21 protein-coding genes are annotated in these 20,520 nt (G+C 63.2%); 9 read left to right on the top strand and 12 right to left on the bottom strand.

Annotated elements, in window-relative coordinates:
• Window positions 1–14: 14 nt before the first annotated feature.
• A complete protein-coding gene (gene speB, locus FJW07_RS04645) occupies window positions 15–818 on the bottom strand; it encodes an agmatinase (RefSeq protein WP_140854767.1) in 804 nt (267 codons plus the stop codon).
• 213 nt (window positions 819–1,031) lie between these two features.
• Here speB and FJW07_RS04640 point away from each other — a divergent pair, with 213 nt between their 5' ends.
• Window positions 1,032–3,785, top strand: a complete 2,754-nt coding sequence (locus FJW07_RS04640; protein WP_140854765.1) for a sel1 repeat family protein — start codon at window positions 1,032–1,034, stop codon at window positions 3,783–3,785.
• 23 nt (window positions 3,786–3,808) lie between these two features.
• Here the strand turns inward: FJW07_RS04640 and FJW07_RS04635 are convergent, their stop codons facing one another.
• Complete coding sequence (locus tag FJW07_RS04635; protein WP_246680655.1) at window positions 3,809–5,227, bottom strand: winged helix-turn-helix domain-containing protein; 1,419 nt, start codon at window positions 5,225–5,227, stop codon at window positions 3,809–3,811.
• A 243-nt stretch (window positions 5,228–5,470) separates the two neighbouring features.
• Here FJW07_RS04635 and FJW07_RS04630 point away from each other — a divergent pair, with 243 nt between their 5' ends.
• Window positions 5,471–5,689, top strand: a complete 219-nt coding sequence (locus FJW07_RS04630; protein WP_140854762.1) for a hypothetical protein — start codon at window positions 5,471–5,473, stop codon at window positions 5,687–5,689.
• 83 nt (window positions 5,690–5,772) lie between these two features.
• Here FJW07_RS04630 and FJW07_RS04625 read toward each other — a convergent pair whose 3' ends face one another.
• Together FJW07_RS04625 and FJW07_RS04620 are read right to left on the bottom strand one after the other, a co-directional pair.
• Window positions 5,773–7,878 (bottom strand): molybdopterin oxidoreductase family protein, encoded by a 2,106-nt coding sequence (locus FJW07_RS04625; RefSeq protein ID WP_140854760.1) that lies wholly within the window; start codon window positions 7,876–7,878, stop codon window positions 5,773–5,775.
• Window positions 7,879–7,964: 86 nt separating this feature from the next.
• Entirely contained in the window at window positions 7,965–9,842 is a 1,878-nt protein-coding gene (locus FJW07_RS04620; RefSeq protein ID WP_140854758.1) for an ABC-F family ATP-binding cassette domain-containing protein, read from the bottom strand.
• 238 nt (window positions 9,843–10,080) lie between these two features.
• Between FJW07_RS04620 and FJW07_RS04615 the strand changes: the two genes are divergently transcribed.
• The 3 genes from FJW07_RS04615 to FJW07_RS04605 all read left to right on the top strand — a co-directional run bounded on the left by FJW07_RS04615 (window position 10,081) and on the right by FJW07_RS04605 (window position 11,848).
• The gene (locus tag FJW07_RS04615) at window positions 10,081–10,317 is read left to right on the top strand and encodes a hypothetical protein (RefSeq protein ID WP_140854756.1); all 237 of its coding nucleotides are present in this window, start codon (window positions 10,081–10,083) and stop codon (window positions 10,315–10,317) included.
• 242 nt (window positions 10,318–10,559) lie between these two features.
• Window positions 10,560–11,357 (top strand): lysozyme inhibitor LprI family protein, encoded by a 798-nt coding sequence (locus FJW07_RS04610; RefSeq protein ID WP_140854754.1) that lies wholly within the window; start codon window positions 10,560–10,562, stop codon window positions 11,355–11,357.
• 290 nt (window positions 11,358–11,647) lie between these two features.
• Entirely contained in the window at window positions 11,648–11,848 is a 201-nt protein-coding gene (locus FJW07_RS04605) for a hypothetical protein (protein ID WP_140648077.1), read from the top strand.
• A 1-nt stretch (window position 11,849) separates the two neighbouring features.
• Here FJW07_RS04605 and FJW07_RS04600 read toward each other — a convergent pair whose 3' ends face one another.
• From FJW07_RS04600 to FJW07_RS31585, 5 genes are all read right to left on the bottom strand, one after another.
• The gene (locus FJW07_RS04600) at window positions 11,850–12,152 is read right to left on the bottom strand and encodes a hypothetical protein (protein ID WP_140648170.1); all 303 of its coding nucleotides are present in this window, start codon (window positions 12,150–12,152) and stop codon (window positions 11,850–11,852) included.
• A gap of 3 nt (window positions 12,153–12,155) precedes the next feature.
• Window positions 12,156–12,599, bottom strand: coding sequence for a MucR family transcriptional regulator (locus FJW07_RS04595; RefSeq protein ID WP_140648171.1), 444 nt, complete (start codon window positions 12,597–12,599; stop codon window positions 12,156–12,158).
• A gap of 354 nt (window positions 12,600–12,953) precedes the next feature.
• Window positions 12,954–13,175, bottom strand: coding sequence for a hypothetical protein (locus FJW07_RS04590; RefSeq protein ID WP_140648172.1), 222 nt, complete (start codon window positions 13,173–13,175; stop codon window positions 12,954–12,956).
• Window positions 13,156–14,139: a DMT family transporter gene (locus FJW07_RS04585; RefSeq protein ID WP_140854753.1), complete on the bottom strand. Its 984-nt coding sequence runs from the start codon at window positions 14,137–14,139 to the stop codon at window positions 13,156–13,158. Before FJW07_RS04585 ends, FJW07_RS04590 begins: the two co-directional genes overlap by 20 nt.
• The gene (locus tag FJW07_RS31585; RefSeq protein WP_181181982.1) at window positions 14,139–14,972 is read right to left on the bottom strand and encodes a hypothetical protein; all 834 of its coding nucleotides are present in this window, start codon (window positions 14,970–14,972) and stop codon (window positions 14,139–14,141) included. Before FJW07_RS31585 ends, FJW07_RS04585 begins: the two co-directional genes overlap by 1 nt.
• A gap of 112 nt (window positions 14,973–15,084) precedes the next feature.
• On the opposite strand from FJW07_RS31585, the gene FJW07_RS04570 reads away from it, so the two are divergent.
• Window positions 15,085–16,053: a LysR substrate-binding domain-containing protein gene (locus FJW07_RS04570; protein WP_140854751.1), complete on the top strand. Its 969-nt coding sequence runs from the start codon at window positions 15,085–15,087 to the stop codon at window positions 16,051–16,053.
• Window positions 16,054–16,176: 123 nt separating this feature from the next.
• Here FJW07_RS04570 and FJW07_RS04565 read toward each other — a convergent pair whose 3' ends face one another.
• The 3 genes from FJW07_RS04565 to FJW07_RS04555 form a co-directional block, all read right to left on the bottom strand.
• Window positions 16,177–16,617: a hypothetical protein gene (locus tag FJW07_RS04565; RefSeq protein ID WP_210239855.1), complete on the bottom strand. Its 441-nt coding sequence runs from the start codon at window positions 16,615–16,617 to the stop codon at window positions 16,177–16,179.
• A gap of 65 nt (window positions 16,618–16,682) precedes the next feature.
• Window positions 16,683–17,087: a hypothetical protein gene (locus tag FJW07_RS04560; RefSeq protein ID WP_140651865.1), complete on the bottom strand. Its 405-nt coding sequence runs from the start codon at window positions 17,085–17,087 to the stop codon at window positions 16,683–16,685.
• A gap of 263 nt (window positions 17,088–17,350) precedes the next feature.
• A complete protein-coding gene (locus FJW07_RS04555; RefSeq protein ID WP_140854747.1) occupies window positions 17,351–17,536 on the bottom strand; it encodes a hypothetical protein in 186 nt (61 codons plus the stop codon).
• 144 nt (window positions 17,537–17,680) lie between these two features.
• Between FJW07_RS04555 and FJW07_RS31580 the strand changes: the two genes are divergently transcribed.
• From FJW07_RS31580 to FJW07_RS04545, 3 genes are all read left to right on the top strand, one after another.
• Window positions 17,681–17,848, top strand: coding sequence for a hypothetical protein (locus FJW07_RS31580; RefSeq protein WP_181182563.1), 168 nt, complete (start codon window positions 17,681–17,683; stop codon window positions 17,846–17,848).
• A 99-nt stretch (window positions 17,849–17,947) separates the two neighbouring features.
• The gene (locus tag FJW07_RS04550; RefSeq protein ID WP_140854745.1) at window positions 17,948–20,029 is read left to right on the top strand and encodes an ATP-dependent helicase; all 2,082 of its coding nucleotides are present in this window, start codon (window positions 17,948–17,950) and stop codon (window positions 20,027–20,029) included.
• Window positions 20,030–20,168: 139 nt separating this feature from the next.
• A complete protein-coding gene (locus tag FJW07_RS04545) occupies window positions 20,169–20,471 on the top strand; it encodes a DUF982 domain-containing protein (protein WP_140854744.1) in 303 nt (100 codons plus the stop codon).
• The last annotated feature ends 49 nt before the right edge of the window (window positions 20,472–20,520 follow it).

Raw genomic sequence — 20,520 nt, 5'->3', positions numbered from 1 at the left:
ATTCAAGCGTTGATTCAGGCGGCGCCGTTGGTCTTCAGCATCATGCCGGCGATTTCCTTGACCAGCTTGGCGGCGACCAGCGCCGTCACGTTGGAGAGGTCCTGGCGCGGATTGTATTCGACCACGTCGGCGGCGACGATCGGTTGGTCTATTGCCTGGATCAGGCCGATGACCTGGCGGGTGGTGAAGCCGCCCGGTTCGCGGTGCGAGATGCCGGGGGCGAAGGCCGGATCGAGAGCGTCGATGTCCATCGAGATATAGACGGGCGTCTTGAGGTCGAGCTGCAGCCCTTCCCTGAAATGCCGCATCTCAACCACCTCGACGCCGAAGCGCTTGAACTGGTCGCGATGGTGATCGTTGACGGTGCGCAGGCCGATCTGGATCAGCCGGTCGGCCAGCTTCTCCTCCATGACGCGGGCAAAGGGCGAGGTGTGCGAGCGCGGATTGTCTTCATAGACATGATAGATGTCCGGATGCGCGTCGATATGGACGATCGTGAGGCTCCGGTGGCGGCGGCGAACGCCACGCAGTATGGGCCAAGAGATCGCATGATCGCCGCCGAGCGAGATCAGCGGATGGCCGGCGTCGAGCGCGCGGCCGACTTCGCTTTCGATCCGCTGCCACGGGTCGCCGGGCTGGGTGAAATCGATGTCGCCGTGATCGACGAAGCGGTCCGTCAGATCGAAACCTGTTTCCGACCATGAAGTGTAGGCGTCGCTTGCGAGTTCGCGCCGGATCAGCGGCGGCGCCTCGGCCGGCCCGCGCAAATAGGACGAATTCTCGTCATGCGGAATGCCCAGAAGCGAGACCTTGGCCACGACATCCTCCCTCGTTGCCGAGACAAGGGCCTCTATAGACGCCGGAGCTGGCGGGTGCGACCGGAGCCATTTGGGCCAGATCGCAAAGCGTGGTGCAGTCTTAGGCAACGCTGCGTGAACGTGAAGCGCCACACTCATCATCACTCGTGCGATGTGCTACTTTAGCGCCTGTGCGTCCGGCTGCACCCGGACCGTGTCCGAGGGGGGACGCCCATGCTGCGGCCAGTGCATGCCCTGGTTCTTTCTTGCCTCGCTTTGACGCCGTTTGCCGGCGGGGCCTTCGCGGCCCAGACATCTTCGGAAAAACCCGACGATGCGGCGAAGAGGGCGGCGCTCGCCGAGGCGATCAGTGTCTGCGACCGGGGCGCCTCGGTGCCGCTCGATCCTGGAGCCAAGGCGCCGCCTGTCCAGTATGGCGAGCTCTTCCCGCAAGACTTTGACCTCAGCAAGCTCAAAATCCTGGCCGACAAATGCCAGGCGGCAATGCTCGGCGCACCGCAGGAAAAGCGGCTGACGCTTGAATGGCTGCGGGTCCAGGTCGCGCTCAACCAGGCGGGACTTACCTTTCTCCTCCCGCAGATCAAGCTGCTCGCCGACGGCGGCAGCCCAGAGGCGAATTATCTGCTCTACGAGGTCTATTCGGTGCATCGGCACGACCGCGCCGATGCCGGTCCACCGCCGGTCACACGGGCGATGGCGCTCGATGCCTTGCAGAAGGCCGGCGCTGCCGGTCATCTCATGGCGCTTGAGACGCTGCTCCGTCAGTATATCGAAGGGCCGCTGCTGCGCCGCGACGCGCATAAGGTGGTCGAGACCGCGCAACGCGTCATCGACGCGCCAGCCCAGGGCCAGTCGCCCGGCGAATGGGACAGCCAATTCCGCGCCGCCATGCCGCTGCTGATTGCGCGGACGACGCTGACGGAAGACGGCTTCACGAGCGACGAGCAGCAAAAGGCCTTTCATGCCGTCGAGACGGATTTCCAGTCCGGGACCAACGGCTCCGGACGATCGGCGCTTGCTTACATCAAGGCGCTGCGGCTGGGCCGCGGGACCTCGCAGGATGCGGCGAAGGCCAGGCAGTTGCTGGAGGCGCGGGTCGGCAGCGATCAATATGCCATACCCATGCTGGCCGACATGCTGGCCAAGGGCGAAGGCGGCCCCGCCGACGGCAAGCGCGCCATCGCCATGCTGCGTGCCGCCACCAAGAATGTCGCCGAGGCCGGGCCGATGCTCGCCGGCCTGCTCATGGACGGCAAGTTCGTCGGCCGCCAGCCACGCGAGGCGATCCAACTGCTCAACACCTCGTGGGATCTCGACGCCGGCATCAGGCTTGCGGGCGTGCTGCTCGACTATGACGGCATGCAGATCGCCAATCCGGACCAGTTGGTCGGGCGCCTGAGCGACGGCGCCGATGCCGGCGAGCCAGGTGCCGCGCTGGCGCTGGCGCGGCTGCAGCTCTCTGACAATCAGCAGTTCAAGAACGAGGATTTGGCGCGCGCCATGCTGAAGCCGCTGGCGGACGCAGGCGATCGCGACGCGCTCTGGCTCTACGCCTCGACCCAATATGCCAATCTGGATTCTACCAGCTACCAGCCGTCGCGCCGCGACGACGGCTTGAGCGATGATCAATTGAAAGCCTTGATCGACGAAGGCGAGGCCAAGAAGGAGCAACAGGCGTATCTGCTGCAGGCGAAGCTCCTGCGCAAAGGCGCGGTCTATCCGCAGGACAATCAGAAGGCGACGGCGATGCTAATCAACGCCGCCAACCTCGGCAGCGTCGAGGCGATGGTGCTGCTGGGCGACGCCTATGACGACGGTCTCGGCATCGACAAGAATCCGCGCGAGCGCCTGCATGCTTGGCGCGAGGCGGCGCGGCTCGGCTCGCTGAAGGCAAAGAGCAAGCTCGCCAACGCCTTCACCTTCGATAGTTTCGACCATCTGATGACGCTGCGCGAAGGCATCACCGACCGCATCGCGCTTTACAATGACGGCATCGGCAGGATGGGCGCCGGCGTGCTCGGCAACGACGCGGCAAGCATCGAACTGAGCGGCCTCTTTTCCGGACCTGCCTCCAGCGCCGGAACGGCGGCGATCGCGGCCGCAGTGATGGACGCTTTTCGCGAGGCGCCGGCAGGACTCACGGAAGACAACCTCGTCGGTATCGGCAAGGCGCTGCCCGACGAGATCCGCGCCGCGATCGAGACGACGCTGAAGAGCGAAGGCTTTTACACCGGCGAGCCGAAGGGATATTTCGGCCCGGACGCGCGCAAGGCGCTGGCCGCCTGGGTCGACGCCAAAGGCCCGCTCGCCGAAATCCCCGTCCAGACCGCAGCGACGCAACAGACCGCGCCGGCCTCAGGCCTGCTTGCGAACGAAATCATCGACCGCATCGGCAAGAAGGTCTTCGCGCAGGCGCAGGCCGCCAAGACCGACAAGCAGAAGATCGCCGCCATCAAGCAGCTCGATTTGCTCGCCCGTTACGGTGACCTCCCGTCGCGCTGGGCGCTGGTGCGCAACTACCATCAGGCAAAGGTGGTGCGCGCGGTGGTCACGCCCGAGAAAGTCACCCGCTATGCGCTGGACATTCTTGTGTCGAAGCCTGCCGGCGTCGACAAGGCGGAATTCGAGTTCATCTTCGACCTGACGCAGATCGCGCAGGATCGCAAATCCAAGGTGGTGGGCAGCGCCACCATCCAGGCGATCCGCGACGATCCGCGCCTGCAGGATCCGCTCACGCTCGGCGCCATCATGGGTCAGTTCGCCTTCGCTCCGGACGCCTGCGACTCCGTGCTCGCCGCCGCCAAGAAAGCCGGCATCGACGGCGTGGGTTCGGACGGATGCGACGAGGACACGCGCACCGCCCTCATTGCCTTCGCCAAGGAGAAAGGCTTGTCCGGTGTCGATGCGGCGGCCCGCAAGGCGGCTGCGGATGAGATCAAGACGCTGGACGCTCAGGCGGCGAAGTAGCAAGGCAATAAGCCGCTACGGGCCTATTCCGCCTTGTCAACACGATCGAGGATCGCGCGATAGCGGCTGCATACGGTGGCGTCCTGATAAAAATCCACTTCCGTATCAATGATCTGGTCAAGGCTTAGTCCGCGATAATGTGCCTTGACCTTCGCCAGCACGTCTTGCGCTTGCCTGATTTCGCCGAGTTCGGAATGGCATATGATAAGACGAATGAGCGACCAAGGCGTTACAGTCGCCATTTTCGCGTAGCAGGCAGCCGCCTCGCGATATCGCCCAGCCGTCGTCAGCAGGACGCCGCGGAAGTCGTCATACCATCCCACGGCGTATGGGTCGCGGCGCTGGGCTTCGGTTATTTCATCAAGCCCTTGCTCCGGCCTGTCAGTGTGATTGAGGAAAATAGCACGGATGCTAAGAATGAACGGATCGTTCGGATTGAGCGCAACGGCCCGGTCAAGGCTGATTTCAGATTGCCTGAATTGACGGAGGTACAAGTGAGCGAAGCCGGTGGCGAGATGTCCATAGGCTTCGTCGGGATCAAGGCCCAATGCTGTTCTTGCGATCTCCAGTCCGGAATGCAAATGGCCGGGATTGTTGTAGTCCCAATAGTACTTGATGGACTCCACAAAGCTTAGCATGGCGTGGGCAGCAGCAAACTGCGGATCAAGCTTTACCGCCTGGTGCAGAAACGGTTCCGCTTCGAGCACCGTGTCATAAACGGCTGCCAGTTGCAGCGCCCGTAGGTAAAACTCGTAGGCCGACATGTTGTTGGTCGGCCGGGCCCTGGCGCGCGACGCAATCGCGGTTCTGGCCTGCCGGGCCAGACGCGCTGCAATCATCCGGGTGATTTCGTCCTGGATGGCGAAAATGTCGTCGAGTTCCCGGTCGTAGTGTTCGCCCCAGATATGAGCCATCGACGACGCATCGGTTAGCTGTACGGCGATCCGCACCCTGTTGCCGATCTTCCGCACGCTGCCTTCGACGACATATTGGACACCAAGCTTGCTCGCCACCTCGGCCGGGTCATGCGCCTTGCCGCGAAACTGGAAGGACGAGTTCCGCGCAATGACCAGAAACTCCTTATATTTGCCGAGCTCGACGATGATGTCTTCGGTAATCCCGTCGCTGAAATAGTCTTGCTCCGGGTCACCGCTCATGTTGTCGAAGGGAAGTATGGCGATGGACGGTCTGGACGCCGCCGTATCATCTGCCGTAACAGCGAAGGGCCTGGGGCCTGCATATTTGTAACCGCGACCATGCACGGTTGCGATCAGCTCGGCAGACAGCAGTTTTCGCAGCGCCGAAATGTGGACCTGCAGCGTATTCTCCTCCACCACCACGCCGGGCCAGGCCGCATCGAAAAGTTCGGTCTTGCCGATCACCTCGTCGGGCCTGTCGAGCAACATGGCGAGGATGTCGAAGGAACGTGCCGAAAGCTCCACCGGCCCTCTCGGGCCCAGCAACTGCCGTTCGGCTCGTCTCAAACGATAGTTCCCAAACTCCAAGTCCATTGGCCAAGAACCACCCTCGCGGGCAGGATAATCCAAGATGACCCTGAAGGCGAACTTCAGGGCCGTTTGGGATTCTTCTCTTCAAGCAATTTCAGAGCCATTCAGGACTCTTCAGGTTTAAGCCAAGGACCTGGGTGGGAAGCGCTGCCATTGTCGCCGCCACAGGAGGACATCATGACCGACATCCTCACCAGCGGCCCAACTGCCGTCCGGCGTCTCAAACTGCCGCGGCCAAGCATCCCGAGGCGGGCAATGCTCGCGACGTTCAACACCATCTTCAGTTTGATGGTCAATACACGCAAGGCAGCCTATCTGGACCCTTTCACCAGTCTTGAGCGCCGACCGCCGATCATCCCGGAAGACGATTTCGAAGGCCGGAATCCCAACTGGTGATCTGCAACGCCTTGCGGATTGGTGCCTGGCGGTGCGGCCTGCAGATCCGCGTTCTGGGCGCTTGCGCTTCTAATCCGAAGCGATCAAAGCGCCCTGAGCCAGACCTTGTTGTCATGGACGGCGGCGCCGCCATAGGGCGCAGGAGCATCGGCGCCGGTCAGCACGTTGATGCCCTCGCCGCGTTCATGCGCGCTGTTCGGCCAGATGCCTTCGGCGATCACCACGCCGCGCTTCACGCCATCGAAGAACCTGGCATGCAGCACCAGGTCGCCGCGCCGGTTGCCGACCTCGACGCGGCCGCCATCCTCGATGCCGAGCACTGCTGCATCTTCGCGGTGGATGAGCAGCTCGGGCCTGCCTTCCTTGGCCTTCGAGACCGGCGTCTCGGCAAAGCTGGAATTGAGGAAGTTGCGCGCCGGCGAAGTCGCCAGCCGGAACGGATGCTCCTCATCCGCCACCTCGATCAGTTCGACATGGTCGGGGAATTCCGGCAGCCGCCCGACCGGGCCGAACAGGCCCATGCTTTTCGGCGGCCGGTTGGGCGCCGACTGCCCGGTCCAATTCGGCCGGAAGTGGAACTTCCTGTCGGCATGGCCGAAGCCGTTGATGAAATGCGCGTCGTCGAAGCCGGGCTGCAGGTCGACCCACTTTTGTTGCTTCAGGCTGTCGAAGCTGCCCAGCCCGCGCTTGCCGAGGATAATGTCGATATGCTCGCGCTCCGTCAGTCCGAAGCCCGGACGGTCGCCGACGCCCAGCCGCCTGCCGAGCTCCTCATTGACATAGTGATTGGTGCGCGGCCCTTCCGGCGGCTCGATCAGCTTGGGGCCGAGCGTGATGTGCTGGTTGCCGCCGCCCTTGTAGATGTCGTCATGCTCCAGGAACATCGTGGCCGGCAGCACGACGTCGGCGAGCTTGGCCGTGTCGGTCATGAACTGCTCGTGCACGCAAGTGAACAGGTCCTCGCGCATAAAACCCTGTTTCACCAGCCGCTGCTGCGGCGCGACATTGGCCGGATTGGTGTTCTGGATCAGCATCGCCGTCACCGGGGGACCGCCATAGAGCGCATCCGCCGCACCGGTCAGCACCGGGCCGATGCGCGAATGGTCGAGATAGCGCACCTTCGGGTCGCGCATCGCTGTACCTTCCAGCACATCCTGGTTCAGCTTGAAGATGCCGGAGTTGGAGTGGAAAGCGCCGCCGCCCTCATACTGCCACGCGCCGGTGACGGCGGCGATGCAGGAGGCGGCGTGCATGTTGACCGAGCCGTTGCGCTGGCGGGCAAAGCCGTAGCCGAGGCGGAAGTAGGTTTTCTTCGTCGTGCCGACCAAATGCGCGAAAGCTTGTATCTCATCGGCGCTGAGCCCGGTGATGGCGGCCGCCCATTCGGGCGTGCGCGTCTTCAAATGCTCTTCCAGCCCGCGCGGATCGTCGGTGTATTTTTCGAGATAGGCACGGTCGGCCAGCCCATCGCGAAACAGCACGTGCATGACCGCGCAGGCGAGCGCGCCATCGGTGCCGGGCTTCAGGACAAGGCCGAGATCGGCCTGCTTCATCGTGGCATTGTCATAGATATCGATGACGACGATCTTGGCCCCACGCTCCTTGCGCGCCCTGGTCGCATGGGTCATCACGTTGACTTGGGTGACCACGGCATTGGTGCCCCAGATCACCACGCAGTCGGATTTCGCCATCTCGCGCGGATCGGGACCGCGCAGCGCGCCCGCTCCCATCATCCAGCCAGTCCAGGCGAGATTGGTGCAGATCGAGCCGAAGAAGCCCGAGTATTTCTTGGCGTGGCGCAGCCGCTGGATGCCGTCACGCTGCACCAGCCCCATCGTGCCGGCGTAGAAATAAGGCCAGACCGTCTCTGAGCCGTATTTTTCTTCGGCTGCGATGAATTTTTCCGCCACGAGGTCGAGGGCTGCTTCCCAGCTGGCTTCCTTCCAGGCGCCCTCGCCCTTGGCGCCGGCGCGCACCAGCGGTTTCAGCAGCCGGTCGGGATGGTGGACGCGGTCGGCATAGCGCGCGACCTTGGCGCAGACGACACCCGCCGTGTAGCTGTTCGCCTTGGCGCCGTGGACGCGGCCGATGCGGTTGTCTTCGAGCAACTCGACTTCGAGGGCGCAGGTGGAGGGGCAATCATGCGGACAGGCCGAATGGCCGATCCGGAGCTTGGCGTGCTGGTTCATGCGGGGTGTGTAGCGGGTTTTAGGGACGAGGTGTAGGGCCAGATAGAGCTCCTCCTTCTCCCCTTGCGGGAGAAGGAGAAACCGCGCTATTCCGCGATCCCTTCCTCATATTCCGCCGACATCGTCAGCCACTTGTCCTCGTTCTGCGCCAGCGTCTGCGCCAGTTGCGAGCGCTCCTTGGCCAGCCGCGTGGCGGTCGAGGGATCCTTCTCGTAGACCGCCGGATTGGCGAGCTCGTCCTCGATCAGGTCGATGCGCTTGCGCATGCGGTCCATCAGCGCCTCGGTGGCGCGGATTTCCTTCGCCAGCGGTTCCAATGCGGCCCGGCGCTGGGCGGCTTCGCGGCGGCGATCGGCCTTGGACGCCTTGTCGGCTTCCTTCTGCTCGCGGCGGTTGGACGACACGCCGGTGACCAAGGTCTTGTAATCCTCGAGATCGCCGTCATAGGGATTGACCGCGCCGTCCTTGACCAGCCAGAGCCGGTCGGCGGTGGCTTCGAGCAGGTGCCGGTCGTGCGAGATCAGGATCACCGCGCCCGGAAAATCATTGAGCGCATGGATCAGCGATTCACGGCTGTCGATGTCGAGATGGTTGGTCGGCTCGTCGAGGATGAAGAGGTTCGGGCCCTCGAAAGCCGACAGACCCATCAGCAGCCGCGCCTTTTCGCCGCCGGACAGGTCTTTCGCAGCGGTGTTCATCTTCTCGGTTGCAAGGCCGAACTGGGCGACGCGGGCGCGCACCTTGGCTTCCGGCGCGTCCGGCATCAGCCGGCGTACATGCTCGTAGGCGTTTTCCTCGGGGCGCAAATCGTCGAGCTGGTGCTGGGCGAAGATCGCCACTTTCAGCCCGGGCGCAACCGTCACCGTGCCGGTCTCGGCCTTCAGCCGGCCGGCGAGCAATTTGGCGAAGGTCGACTTGCCGTTGCCGTTGGCGCCGAGCAGCGCGATGCGATCGTCGGCATCGATGCGCAGCGTCATCTTCTTCAGGATCGGACTGCCCTCGGTGTAGCCGACATTGACGCTATTGAGCGCGACGATCGGCGAGGCCACCGTCTTCACCGGCTCCGGGAAGGAGAACGGCCGTACCGTGTCATTCACGACAGCGGCGATCGGCTTCAGCTTTTCCAGCGCCTTCAGGCGCGACTGCGCCTGCCGGGCCTTGGAAGCCTTGGCGCGAAAACGCTCGACGAAGGATTCCATATGCTTGCGCTGGGTTTCCTGCTTGACGCGGCTCTTTTCCTGCAGCTCGCGCTGCTCGGTGAGCTGGCGTTCGAACTGGTCGTAGCCGCCGCGCCAGAAGGTCAGCTTCTTCTGGTCGAGATGGACGATCGAGTTGACGGCGCGGTTGAGCAGATCGCGGTCGTGCGAGATCAGCAAAACCGTGTGCGGATATTTCGCGACGTAGTTCTCCAGCCACAGCGTGCCTTCAAGGTCGAGATAGTTGGTCGGCTCGTCGAGCAGCAGCAGGTCGGGCTCGGAGAAAAGCACGGCGGCCAAAGCCACGCGCATGCGCCAGCCGCCGGAGAAAGACGAGGCCGGCCGCCGCTGCGCGGCATCGTCGAAGCCGAGGCCGGCAAGGATGGTGGCGGCGCGGGATTCGGCCGAATGCGCGTCGATATCGGCCAGCCGCGTATGGATCTCGGCGATGCGGTGCGGATCGGTCGCGGTCTTTTCTTCCTCGAGCAGGGCCTGGCGCTCGACATCGGCTTTCAGGACGATGTCGATCAGCGGCTCCTCGGTGCCGGGCGCTTCCTGCGCCACCTGGCCGATGCGGGTGTTCTTCGGCAGGCTGATCGAGCCGGTCTCCGAAGGGAAATCGCCGGTGATCGCCTTGAACAGCGTGGTCTTGCCGGTGCCGTTGCGGCCGACGAGACCGGCCTTGGTGCCGGCCGGCAGGGTCAATGAGGCATGATCGAGAAGCAGTCGCCCCGCCATGCGCAGCGTAAGGTCGTTGATGATAAGCATGGCCGGCTTTTGCACGGGAGATCGGCGCTTCGCAAGAGCCAGGGGCTCGGATGAGGCCCGCCGCGCTGACTTAAAAGCGCGTCGCGCTGAAGCGGATTCAGGCCACGCGCTTTAAGCCTTTGTTTTGCTGCATGTCGTTGTCCCAGAACCGCTGCACACTTCTGGGCGACATGCATTGGCCGTTCACAGAAAACACGACGGACTGGAACCAGTTGCCGGCCGAAGCGTTTGGAGGCCCGTGATCCGCTATCTCGCCCTAGCCTTCATCTTCTTCCAGGTCGCCACGACAACCGCGCTGGCGACGCAGGTGGTTCTGTTCGAGGACCAGACTGCTCAAACTGCTGTCCCGACTGAGCCCGCGAGTGGGCCGCAGGCCCAACCAACCTCTGCGCAGGCGGGAAAGATTGCGAACAGCCCAGAGACGCGGGCGCCGGAACACCTGTTGATCCAGATCGATTCCGGGAAGGCGTTTTAGGCGTCGCCTATGAACGACTAGAGCAATTCCAGGAAAAGTGTGTGCGGTTGGGCTCGGCGCCTTCGCCATAGCCGCCATCCGGAATTGCGTCAAAACAAGGAGATGGTGGCGGGCAGGACAGCACCCTGCCCCTCCAGCCTCCGCAGCGATCGCGGAGAGCGGCGAGGCACCGTCCCGAGACTGGGCGCTGCTCCGTCGTAGCCAATCCGCGCCGGTCACACTTTGCTTGCCGCGTCGTGGGATTGGCGTTGATCGCGGCTGTTGTCTCAACCTATGCTGGCGCGAGCGGCGGGGTTCGATTCAAGCAGAGGGAAGATCAGATGTCAGGCAAGACCACGCTCATTTCGGCTTCACTGGTGATCGGGATTTTCGCGGGCGCTGCCAGCCTGTTTCTCACCACGCCATCGGCCCACGCGGCAGCCACCGACTGCGCGGCAGCGAAGACGCAGGCCGACCTTGCTACCTGCACGGCAGCGAATGCCGCTTCGGCCGACGCGGGCCTCAACGCAGTCTACAAGGCGCTGGCGGGACGTCTCGCTCCCGCCAACCTGAAGCGCTTGCGCGACGCGCAGCGCGCCTGGATCCCGTTCCGCGACAAGGAGTGCGCCTTCCGCACCCAGCCTTATGCTGATGGCTCAGTGTACTCGACCCTCATCGAGACCTGCAGGGCGGAGTTGACCAAGGCGCGGCTGGCGCAGTTGCAGCACCAATTGCAATGCCCCGAAGGCGATCTCTCCTGCGTGCCGCAAAGCGGCGGCAGTGCCGCGCCTGCGAAGGCCGCGCCCGCGACGGCTGGCGCCGCGCCCGCGAAACCCGCCCCTGCCAAGGCAAGCCAGAACGACACGCGGCCATGCGTGCAATCCGCCGGCAAGGCGAAGTCGGACCAGTATGTCTCGCAGTGCATCCAGGTGTCGCCGGCGACCAATCCGCCCTGCAACGGGCAGAATGCCTGCAGCATGATGATCGACGAGATCAAGCGCGGCTGCGCCATGATCGGCAAAAACAACCCGCCGGGCTTCTGCTCTGCTTATAAAGGCTGAGCGGCCATAGCCGGCCTGTTACGATCAACATTCCCTGGCGGAAAATCAGCCCAGCGCGGCAAGACGACCGCAAGTTCGGCTTTGGTTCAATATTAGCACCACAAGTGGTGATACCACCAAAAAAAGACGGCAAAATCTTCCGGGCTAAGCATGATGCTTATCAAAAATGATTTTCAGTTTTGCCGCAAACCTGCAAACCTGTAGGCGCGCCGTGAGTCGTGAGTGGGCGCCAACAATAACTTGGTTCACGTAACTTGGCCCAAATAACTTGGCCATATCAGGAGCTCACGATGGATAGAGCGCCCAGCGATTTACGAACGTTGCGATATGTCGCGGAGATCACGCGCAAGCTGGCCAAAATGCTCTCGCGCACGCGCTACCAGATGCTTGTCTATCTCCTTGAAATGACAGCGGTCGAGGCGGAGAGCCTTGCCGGCGAGCAGGATTCCAAGCGAGCCCGGCCGGTCAAGCCGCCTCAGGCCCACCGCTAGTCTAGGCGCGCGGCGAACTGTTTGCCGCAAGGCGGTCCAGGATAACCAAGCAATTCAGTCTTCGCGCTTCGATGGCCGACGGGTCGTCGCATTCGACGATGGCGCGCTCGAACCGGTCAAGCGCGTCGAGCGCGGCAAGCATGTCGCCGGAGGGATCGCCCAGCGAAAACAGGATGCGCCGCGCCCTGACGCCGTTGGCCGCGTCCACCGAGGACTGGGCGGCTACGCCACGGCGCAACGCGCCGAGGGCGGCCAGATGGTCGCGCCATGGTAATGGCGCGACATCATCTGTTGCGGGCAACATGCCTCAGGCCTTGGCCTTGCGCTTGCCCTTGCCCGCGTCGCCGCCGGCTGGCTTGCGGCCGAGGCCGGAGGATTTGGCCAACGCCGAGCGGGTCGCCGAATAGCTGGGCGCCACCATCGGATAGTCGGCTGGCAGACCCCATTTCGCGCGGTATTCGTCCGGCGTCAGACCATGGTCGGTCGCGAGGTGGCGCTTCAACGACTTGAACTTCTTTCCATCCTCCAGGCACACGATGTAGTCGGGGAAAACCGAGCGCTTCGGGTTGACAGCGGGCGTCAGAGCCACCGCCTCCTTGACAACGCTGCCGCTGGCGAGCTTGCGAACCGAGGCGCTGACGCTGGCGATCAGATCAGGCAGGCCAGAGGCGGGGAGCGGATTGTTGCCGACATAGGCCGAGACAATGTCGGCGGTCAGCTCGATTGCAGTCTTGTCGTCGATGTTGGACAATTTTTTCACCTTCTGCTGGCCCTCAAATCGCCAGCTCTTTTTTAAGACTTTCGTCGGTGTATCGAATTGGACCTGTCCCCCAACGGACCGTCCATAGTCAGTAAATCTACGAAACTCAATACCGGGCGATGTTTCTACGCGGACTGGAAACGCGCAAGTTAGGAATTCTAATAGCTATAGCCAGCGTTTTATAGCTCAGGCGGTCCGCCTGGATGCGCAAAAGGCGCTATAGCACTTCGATTCGCCGTGAAAGTTGCTGAAAAATCAAAGTTCAGGGCAAGTTCCGGCACGGCCGCGACAATCTACCGTCGGATAATCGAACATGCGCGATTCGGCGGCCCCATGGCAAATCGGTCATTTGGCGGCGACACCGCGCCTGAGTTCCGCGGGCGGCTTGTCCGCGAGGATCTCCAGCACGCGCTTCCAGCGCGCGCAGCGGCCGAAATCCTTCTGCTCGATGGCCTTTTCGGCCTTCATGGCCGCATAGAGCGGCGCCTCCGCGCCAAACTCCCTGACCAGCCAGTACGCCTCCTGCCTGGCGCGGCGTTCGTCATCGTCAACGGCCGTCTTGGACATCGTTCCGGGTCTCCGTACCTTCGACGCCGACCGCAAGGCAGCTGCCGATGACGAGGACGGCGCCGGCAACCGCCGTCATCGACAGGCTTTCGCCCGTGAGCGTCAGCAAAAATGTGGAAGCAATCGGCGTCAGATAGGCGACGACCGCTATCCTGCCGCCATGATCGAGCTTCGCCGCGCGCGACCAGAAATAATAGCCGAGCCCCATCGGGCCGGCACCGAGATAGAGGCCGAGCAGAAGGTGCGCGCCGGTCGGGCGCACGAAGCCGTCATGCAGGCACCAGGCAAAGGTGAGCGCGACGCCGATCAGCGCCGAGGGCAACAGCAGACGCTCCGGCGACACGGCAAGGCGGCCGACGGCGAGCGAGTAAAAGGCCATGCAGAGCGCCGAGCCGAAAGCGGCAAGGTAGCCGACGAGGCTGCCGCCTTGGAACCAGGTCTGCGCGCGGCCGCCCGAAATGACCAGCGCCACGCCGACGAAGCCGAGCGCCGCCGCCAGCCCGAGCAGCAGCGGACGGCGCGGACGGCCAAGCAGGATAACCGCCGCGGCGGTCATCAGCGGCCAAGTGTAGGCGACGAGGTTTGCCTCGATAACCGGCATCGAGGCGAAGCCGATATATTGCAGCACCATCGTGCCGACCAGGCCCACGAAGCCGACAAGGTAAGCGGCAAGCGCGGATCCACCTTCCCCGACAAGGGGGGAAGGAGGAGTGCTCGTCAGCCGGATCAGCGCGAAGACCATGGCCGCGCCGCAAAACTGCAGAAACTGCACTTGCGACACCGGATAGAGGGCAAGCAGTGTCTTGCCGACCAGGGCGTTGGTGGCCCACAGCGCCACGGCGCCGAGGGCGAAGGCCAGCGCCGCCCCGGGGGCGACGCTGGAACGGTTTTGACTTTCCGGCGCGACCGGGCCGAGGCTCAGAGACCTTGACAGCGGCTGACGGTCGACCGGGTCGTGGCTCATTACCACGACTCCCTCGCCGCGCCGGAAACCGCTTCCGCCGTCGGCTGCGGCACGGGATGCTCCTCGGCATGGCGGCGGTAGGCGGGCAGCTGATTGGTCCAGACATCCTCCGCCAGTTCGTTCACCCAGGCACGGTCATGGTCGTTGTCGGCGGCAAGGTAGAACATGCGGTTATCGTCGACATAGGGTTTGATCGCCGAGCGCTGGTTGAGCACCAGCGTGACGCGCTCGCCGAGCTGGATCGGCGCGGTGCGGTGGAGCACGCCAAGGAACTGGCCGAGCGTGGCATAGTTCATCTTGTGGTCGATGCGCATGATCTTGTTGCGCGGCAGATCGCGGCCGGATTCCAGGATCGAGCGGCCGGTCTCGGAATCGTCGCAATAGATCTCAAGATGGCCGCCGATGAGCGGGTCGCTGATCGACAGCGGAATGAGCTCGGTCACCGGAACGCCGTCGCAATGCCATTCGACCGCACCGTCTTTCGGATTCATGAAGGTGACGGTCGAGCCGACGATCGACAGTGGATACGGCTCAAGCTTGGTGCCCATCATGTCGGACAGTCTTTCCAGGCGCAGCTTGTCGTGCAAAAGCTCCTTGATCTCTGGAATAAAGCGGTCGGCGCCGGTGATGAAGGTGAGGTCGAGGTGCTTGTGCACGGCATGGCTGGCCTTCAACTTCAGGGCGGCTTCCTCGATGGCGGCAAGCAGAGCGGGGTCGTAACCGTGACGATACTGGGCGACGCCGAAACCAGACACTTTCCAGGACGTCTCATGACCAATGATGGCCTCGCGACTCATTGCGCAACGCAGTTCGGGAATTGTATGGGCGTTCATTCTACTTTCTCCAAGGTGGGGGCAACACTTGGTTAACAGTCATTTAAACGCCTACCCCTGTAAATTTAGGAATGCTGGTGGTAGCGTAAGCCCAGCTTAAGGACGAAACCCCGTGCGGCTGCTCAGTCAAGTCAACCTCAACTCGCTGAAAATCGTGGAGAGCGCCGCGAGGCACAAGAATTTCACGCGTGCCGGCGAAGAGCAGTTCATTACCGCTTCCGCCGTCAGCCAGCGCGTGAAGAGCCTGGAGGATCAGCTTCGCTTCAAGATCTTCGAGCGCGGCGGCAATGCCGTGTCGCTGACGCCGGAGGGTGAGACCTACGTGGCGCGCGTCCGCGAGGCGCTGGAGCGGATCGTGGCGGCCAGCATGGAGGCTACGGGCCAGTCGCAGGCACATGTGCTGCGGATCTGCGTGCTGCCGACTTTCGCCGCGCGCTGGCTGTTCCCGCGGCTTTCGGCCTTCCAGCGGCAATATCCCGACATCGAGATGCGGGTGTCGACCTCTTACGCCACGCATGAATTCTCAACCTCGGAATACGATCTCGAGATCCGATATGGCGACGGCAACTTCCCCGGCCTCACCTCGGAACTGCTGTTCAAGGAAGACCTGACACCGGTCTGCAGCCGCAAGCTCTTCCACGATGTGCTGGGCGACAAACCGCTGTCGAAGGTGACGCCGGAAGACCTGCGCTATTTCACACTGCTTCATTCCGACACCTGCACGCAGAACTGGCAGTCGTGGCTGGGCTTTGCCGGCGCGAGCTTCGTGCTTGGCGAAACCAGGAGCGTCTATTTCGATAGCTGCATGATGTCCTACGAGGCGGCCAATGCCGGAATGGGCTTTGCCGTCGCCAACCGTGCCTACATGGCAAGCGATATCCGCGCCGAACGGCTGGTGGCTCCTTTCGCGGTCCACCATCCCAATACGGCGGGCTGGTATTTCGTCAGCCCGATCAAGGCGCTCGGCGCCCGCAAGGTGGAGCTGTTCAAGCGGTGGCTCATGTCCGAAGCGGCGCTGACGCAGCGCCAGCTGGACATCGAGATCGCCGGCGGACAACAAGCGCGCTCGGCGGTGGCGTGAGGCCCCACGAATGCGCGCTGGAACGAATCCAGCACCCGCCGCGCAAGATATTCCGCGAAAGTGTGGTCGCTGGTGCTGATAAAGGTTTCCACCGGCATCTCGAATGAAGATGCTCGAACCCTTTTAATACTGCGTCGCCATCGGCTTTCGCACACTTGACATCGAGTACCTGTCGATCGACGTACCACAGCCATCTATTATATTGGTTGTTTGCTGGTAGGCGCCGTCAGCATCCGGATGCTTCCGCGGATAGATTAGGGTAACAGCAAATCCACGCGTCCCCGACAGGACAGTCAAAAAGGGACTTGCCATGAACGGATGATCCCATCGCTCGACGGCGCAGCAATCGGGGTTATCTTTTGCGTATTCGCCTGCGGCAGCGGCGCCGGAAATTGCGCGGGGAAAATCCGACTCCCGGGCTTCCAGAATGAGCGCGCTCTCAATCAACGCAGCGTCGGATGCGATCTGGCCCGTTTCACCGCAGTACCCATTCAACTCACCGGAATACCACGACGCCGCTGCCAATACGGCCAATAGAATTGCTGTTGTTGCCAACGCGCCCAATGCAAGCTTCCTAGTCATCCATGCCTCGATATTGAGAATGCGCAGATGCGGGCGGCGATTGCCGGCTACCAATGCTCTTGCATGTCTGTCTCAATGCCCCTGGTCTCCAATATTCGGCCATCCGCATCGATCGCGACTTCGCGGAAGTAATATTCCGGTTTCGGCGTCCTTTCGATGAGATAGCTCATCTGCACGATTGAGACGCCGTCTTCGTAGAGGCGCGCCGGAAACCGCAGCCACTCGTGATTGGAGTGACTGACGATGCAGCAGCCGGGGTTGCTTGACAGCAGTTCCTCGGCGGAGGCGTAGGCGATCGCCCCAAGCTCAACTCTTACCACATCCTCGGCAGCGATCGAGATGAGTTCCCGGTCGCCGAGATGTTGCTGATGGTTATACGCGACCGTCCAGATGACCGGCCCAGCGACGGTGAGCGCGGCGAGAGCAAGGGCAGTTGTTGCAACAGTCTTCATAGTTGGTTCCGATCGCGCGTCACCCAAGGCAGCATCAGAGACCCCACAATGGTGGAGCCTTGCAGAATTTCGGGATTTTCCGGTGATTTGCTCGAGGCTGTATAGCCGGCTACCGCGATCGCACCATGACGCAGGGTCGAGACTCAGCTATCTTTGGTCCCGCGGCGGGCCTGATTTTCCCGCTTGGCCGGCGCTATCAGCTTCCTCCCAAGCAGCGCCGGCCTTCTTCGTTTCAGGCTGACGACAATTCAGCCCGCCCTGCCCTATTGCTTCGGCGCTGTACCCTGCTGGTCGCCACCGGTGGTCGATTTCGGCACCGGGTTCTTGTCGACCTGAGGGTTCTGGTTGACTTCAGCGCCCGGCGCCTTGGTGGGTTGCACGCTGTTGTCACAGGCGACGAGCACGAGCCCTGCCGCAAGAACCAGCAGCACAGGAAGCTTCTTCTTCATGACAAGCTCCTCTCGTTTGCTCCTTGATCTCAAGGGCAACGAAGCGGTGGCGGTTTGGTTGCGTGGCGCGGTTTGGCTGGCTGGAGGGGAACCAACCTGCGCGCGCCCGGTTGAGACCCGATCGAACCGGATAAGGAGATGGCCATGATCCGCCTGCTGTTAACAGGGCTGTTTGCCTACACCGCCTACCGCGTCGCCATCAGGATCATCGATGAGGTTCCCGGCGATGTCGCACCGCTGGACATGCCGGGCGACGAGAGGCGCAATTTGCGGCGCCAGTCGGCGGCGATGGGAGTCGAGCCGAAGCGGTAGAATCTCCCCTTCTGGGGAAGATCGTCTGTCGCGTCGGCTTTCGCCAATCGCCAGCGCCATACCCGTTGCGAACAAAGCGGAAACGATGCTTGATGGGCGATGAACATCGCCGCTCGTGATTCGTCCTTCGAGGCGCCCGCCTATCTTGGCCGGCTGAACGACGAGCAGCGGCTGGCGGTGATGCATGGCGACGGCAAGGTGGCCGCGCCGCTGCTAGTGATCGCAGGTGCCGGTTCCGGCAAGACCAACACGCTGGCGCATCGCGTCGCCCATCTCATCGTCAAGGACGCCGATCCGCGCCGCATTCTGCTGATGACCTTCTCCCGTCGCGCCGCTGCCGAGATGGCCAAGCGCGTTGAGCGCATCGCCGGCGAGGTGCTGGGGCGCGACGCGGCCATCATCGCCGACGCGCTCGCCTGGGCCGGCACTTTCCACGGCATCGGCGCGCGACTGCTGCGCGATTATGCCGAGCAGATCGGCCTCGATCCGGCCTTCACCATCCACGACCGCGAGGATTCCGCCGACCTGATGAACCTTGCCCGGCACGAGCTGGGATTCTCGAAAACCGAAAGCCGCTTTCCGACCAAGGGCACCTGCCTGCAGATCTATTCGCGGGCGGTGAATGCGCAGGCGCCGCTGGGTGAAGTGCTGGGCTCGGCCTTCCCGTGGTGCGCGGCATGGGCGGACCAGCTCAAGGCGCTGTTCGCGGCCTATGTCGAGGCCAAGCAGGCGCAGAACGTGCTCGATTACGACGACCTGCTGCTCTACTGGGCGCAGATGGCGGCGGAGCCTGAGATCGCCGCGCATCTTTCCAGCCGCTTCGACCATGTACTGGTCGACGAATACCAGGACACCAACCGGCTGCAGGCCTCGATCCTTCTGGCGCTGAAACCGGACGGCGCGGGCTTGACCGTCGTTGGCGACGACGCGCAGTCGATCTATTCCTTCCGCGCTGCGGAAGTGCGCAACATCCTCGACTTTCCAAGACAGTTCGCGCAAGAAGCAGCGGTCGTCATGCTGGAGCGCAATTACCGCTCGACCGAGACGATCCTGGCCGCGGCCAACAAGGTGATTGGCGAGGCCAGCGAGCGCTTCACCAAGAATCTGTGGACCGAGCGGCGATCATCGCACAAGCCGCAGCTGGTCAGCGTGCGCGACGAGGCCGAGCAGGCCAATTATGTCTGCCAGGCGATCCTGGCGGAGCGCGAGGCCGGCACGGCGCTGAAGGCGCAGGCGGTGCTGTTCCGCACCTCGAGCCATAGCGGGCCGCTGGAGGTCGAGCTCACGCGCCGCAACATCCCTTTCGTCAAGTTCGGCGGCCTGAAATTCCTCGATGCCGCGCATGTCAAAGACATGCTGGCGATGCTGCGCTTCGCCGAAAACCCGCGCGACCGCGTCGCCGGTTTTCGGGTGCTGCAGCTCATGCCGGGCATCGGCCCATCCGCCGCCTCGCAGATCGTGGACGCCATGGCGACATCGCTGGACGAGACGCTGGGCCTTGCCCGCTTCCGGCCGCCGCAGCGCGCCGCGCAAGATTGGCCGGTCTTCCTCGACATCTATGGCGGCTTACGCGCCGGCGCCAAATGGCCGGCCGACCTCGAGCGGATCAGGCTCTGGTACGAGCCGCATATGGAACGCATCCATGAAGATGCGATCACGCGCCGCGCCGACCTCATCCAGCTCGAACAGATCGCATCGACCTATCCGTCGCGCGAGCGCTTCCTGACCGAGCTCACCCTCGACCCGCCCGACGCCACCAGCGACCAGGCCGGGCCGCCGCATCGTGACGAGGATTACCTTATCCTATCGACCATCCATTCGGCCAAGGGCCAGGAGTGGAAGAACGTCTTCGTGCTCAACACCGTCGACGGCTGCATCCCTGCCGATCTCGGCGTTGGCACCAAGGAGGACATCGAGGAGGAGCGGCGCCTGCTCTACGTGGCGATGACCAGGGCCAAGGACAGCCTGCATCTCGTCGTGCCGCAGCGCTTTTATCCGCACAACCAGCCGGCTCGCGGCGACCGCCACGTCTATGCCTCGCGCACCCGCTTCATCCCGGCCTCGATGCTTTCGGCCTTCGAGCAGTCGTCCTGGGCAAGCGCCGCGCTCAAGGACGACCCGCGCCAGAAGCCGGGCGTCAAGGTCGATCTCGGCTCCCGCATGCGCGGGATGTGGAAATAGGCCGCCTGCCCGACGGATCACGTCCAGTACGGAAAAATCGGCGCGCGCGGAACCACTCGCCGCAAGCCGCGTTGTGTGACGTCCTCCCTCCAGACCGGAGGCGGCAGCCCCGCTTCCACAGCCAATAGACGAGGTCCGAATGTACGACAGGATGTTCTTCACCCCGGTCGCCCTCAGCGTCGGCGCCGGCCACAAGCGCATGATCGCCTCGCTGTTCGAGATGCATGACTTCCTGACCGAGTTTCCGCCGTCGCGCCGCCGCCTCAGCTACGGCGCCGCGGTGAAGGCCTGCGAGGCGGCGCGCAGTGGAGAAATCTCGGCCGAGGCGGCGCGCGATGCGCTGATCACCTTCGCGGTGACGGCGGGCGTGCTCTGGCCCTCGGAGCAGCCGGTCGTCTCGGTCAAGCCGGTGGCGCGCGGATATGGCGGTTTCGCCGGCTGAGTTTTACGGCAAAGGATTACCCTCCCGCGAAAAACCCGCCCTCAGTGGC

Source organism: Mesorhizobium sp. B3-1-9, assembly GCF_006439595.1.
Classification (GTDB): Bacteria; Pseudomonadota; Alphaproteobacteria; order Rhizobiales; family Rhizobiaceae; genus Mesorhizobium.
Note: the sequence above shows the minus strand (reverse complement) of the source record. Positions and strands in the feature narration are given on the sequence as shown.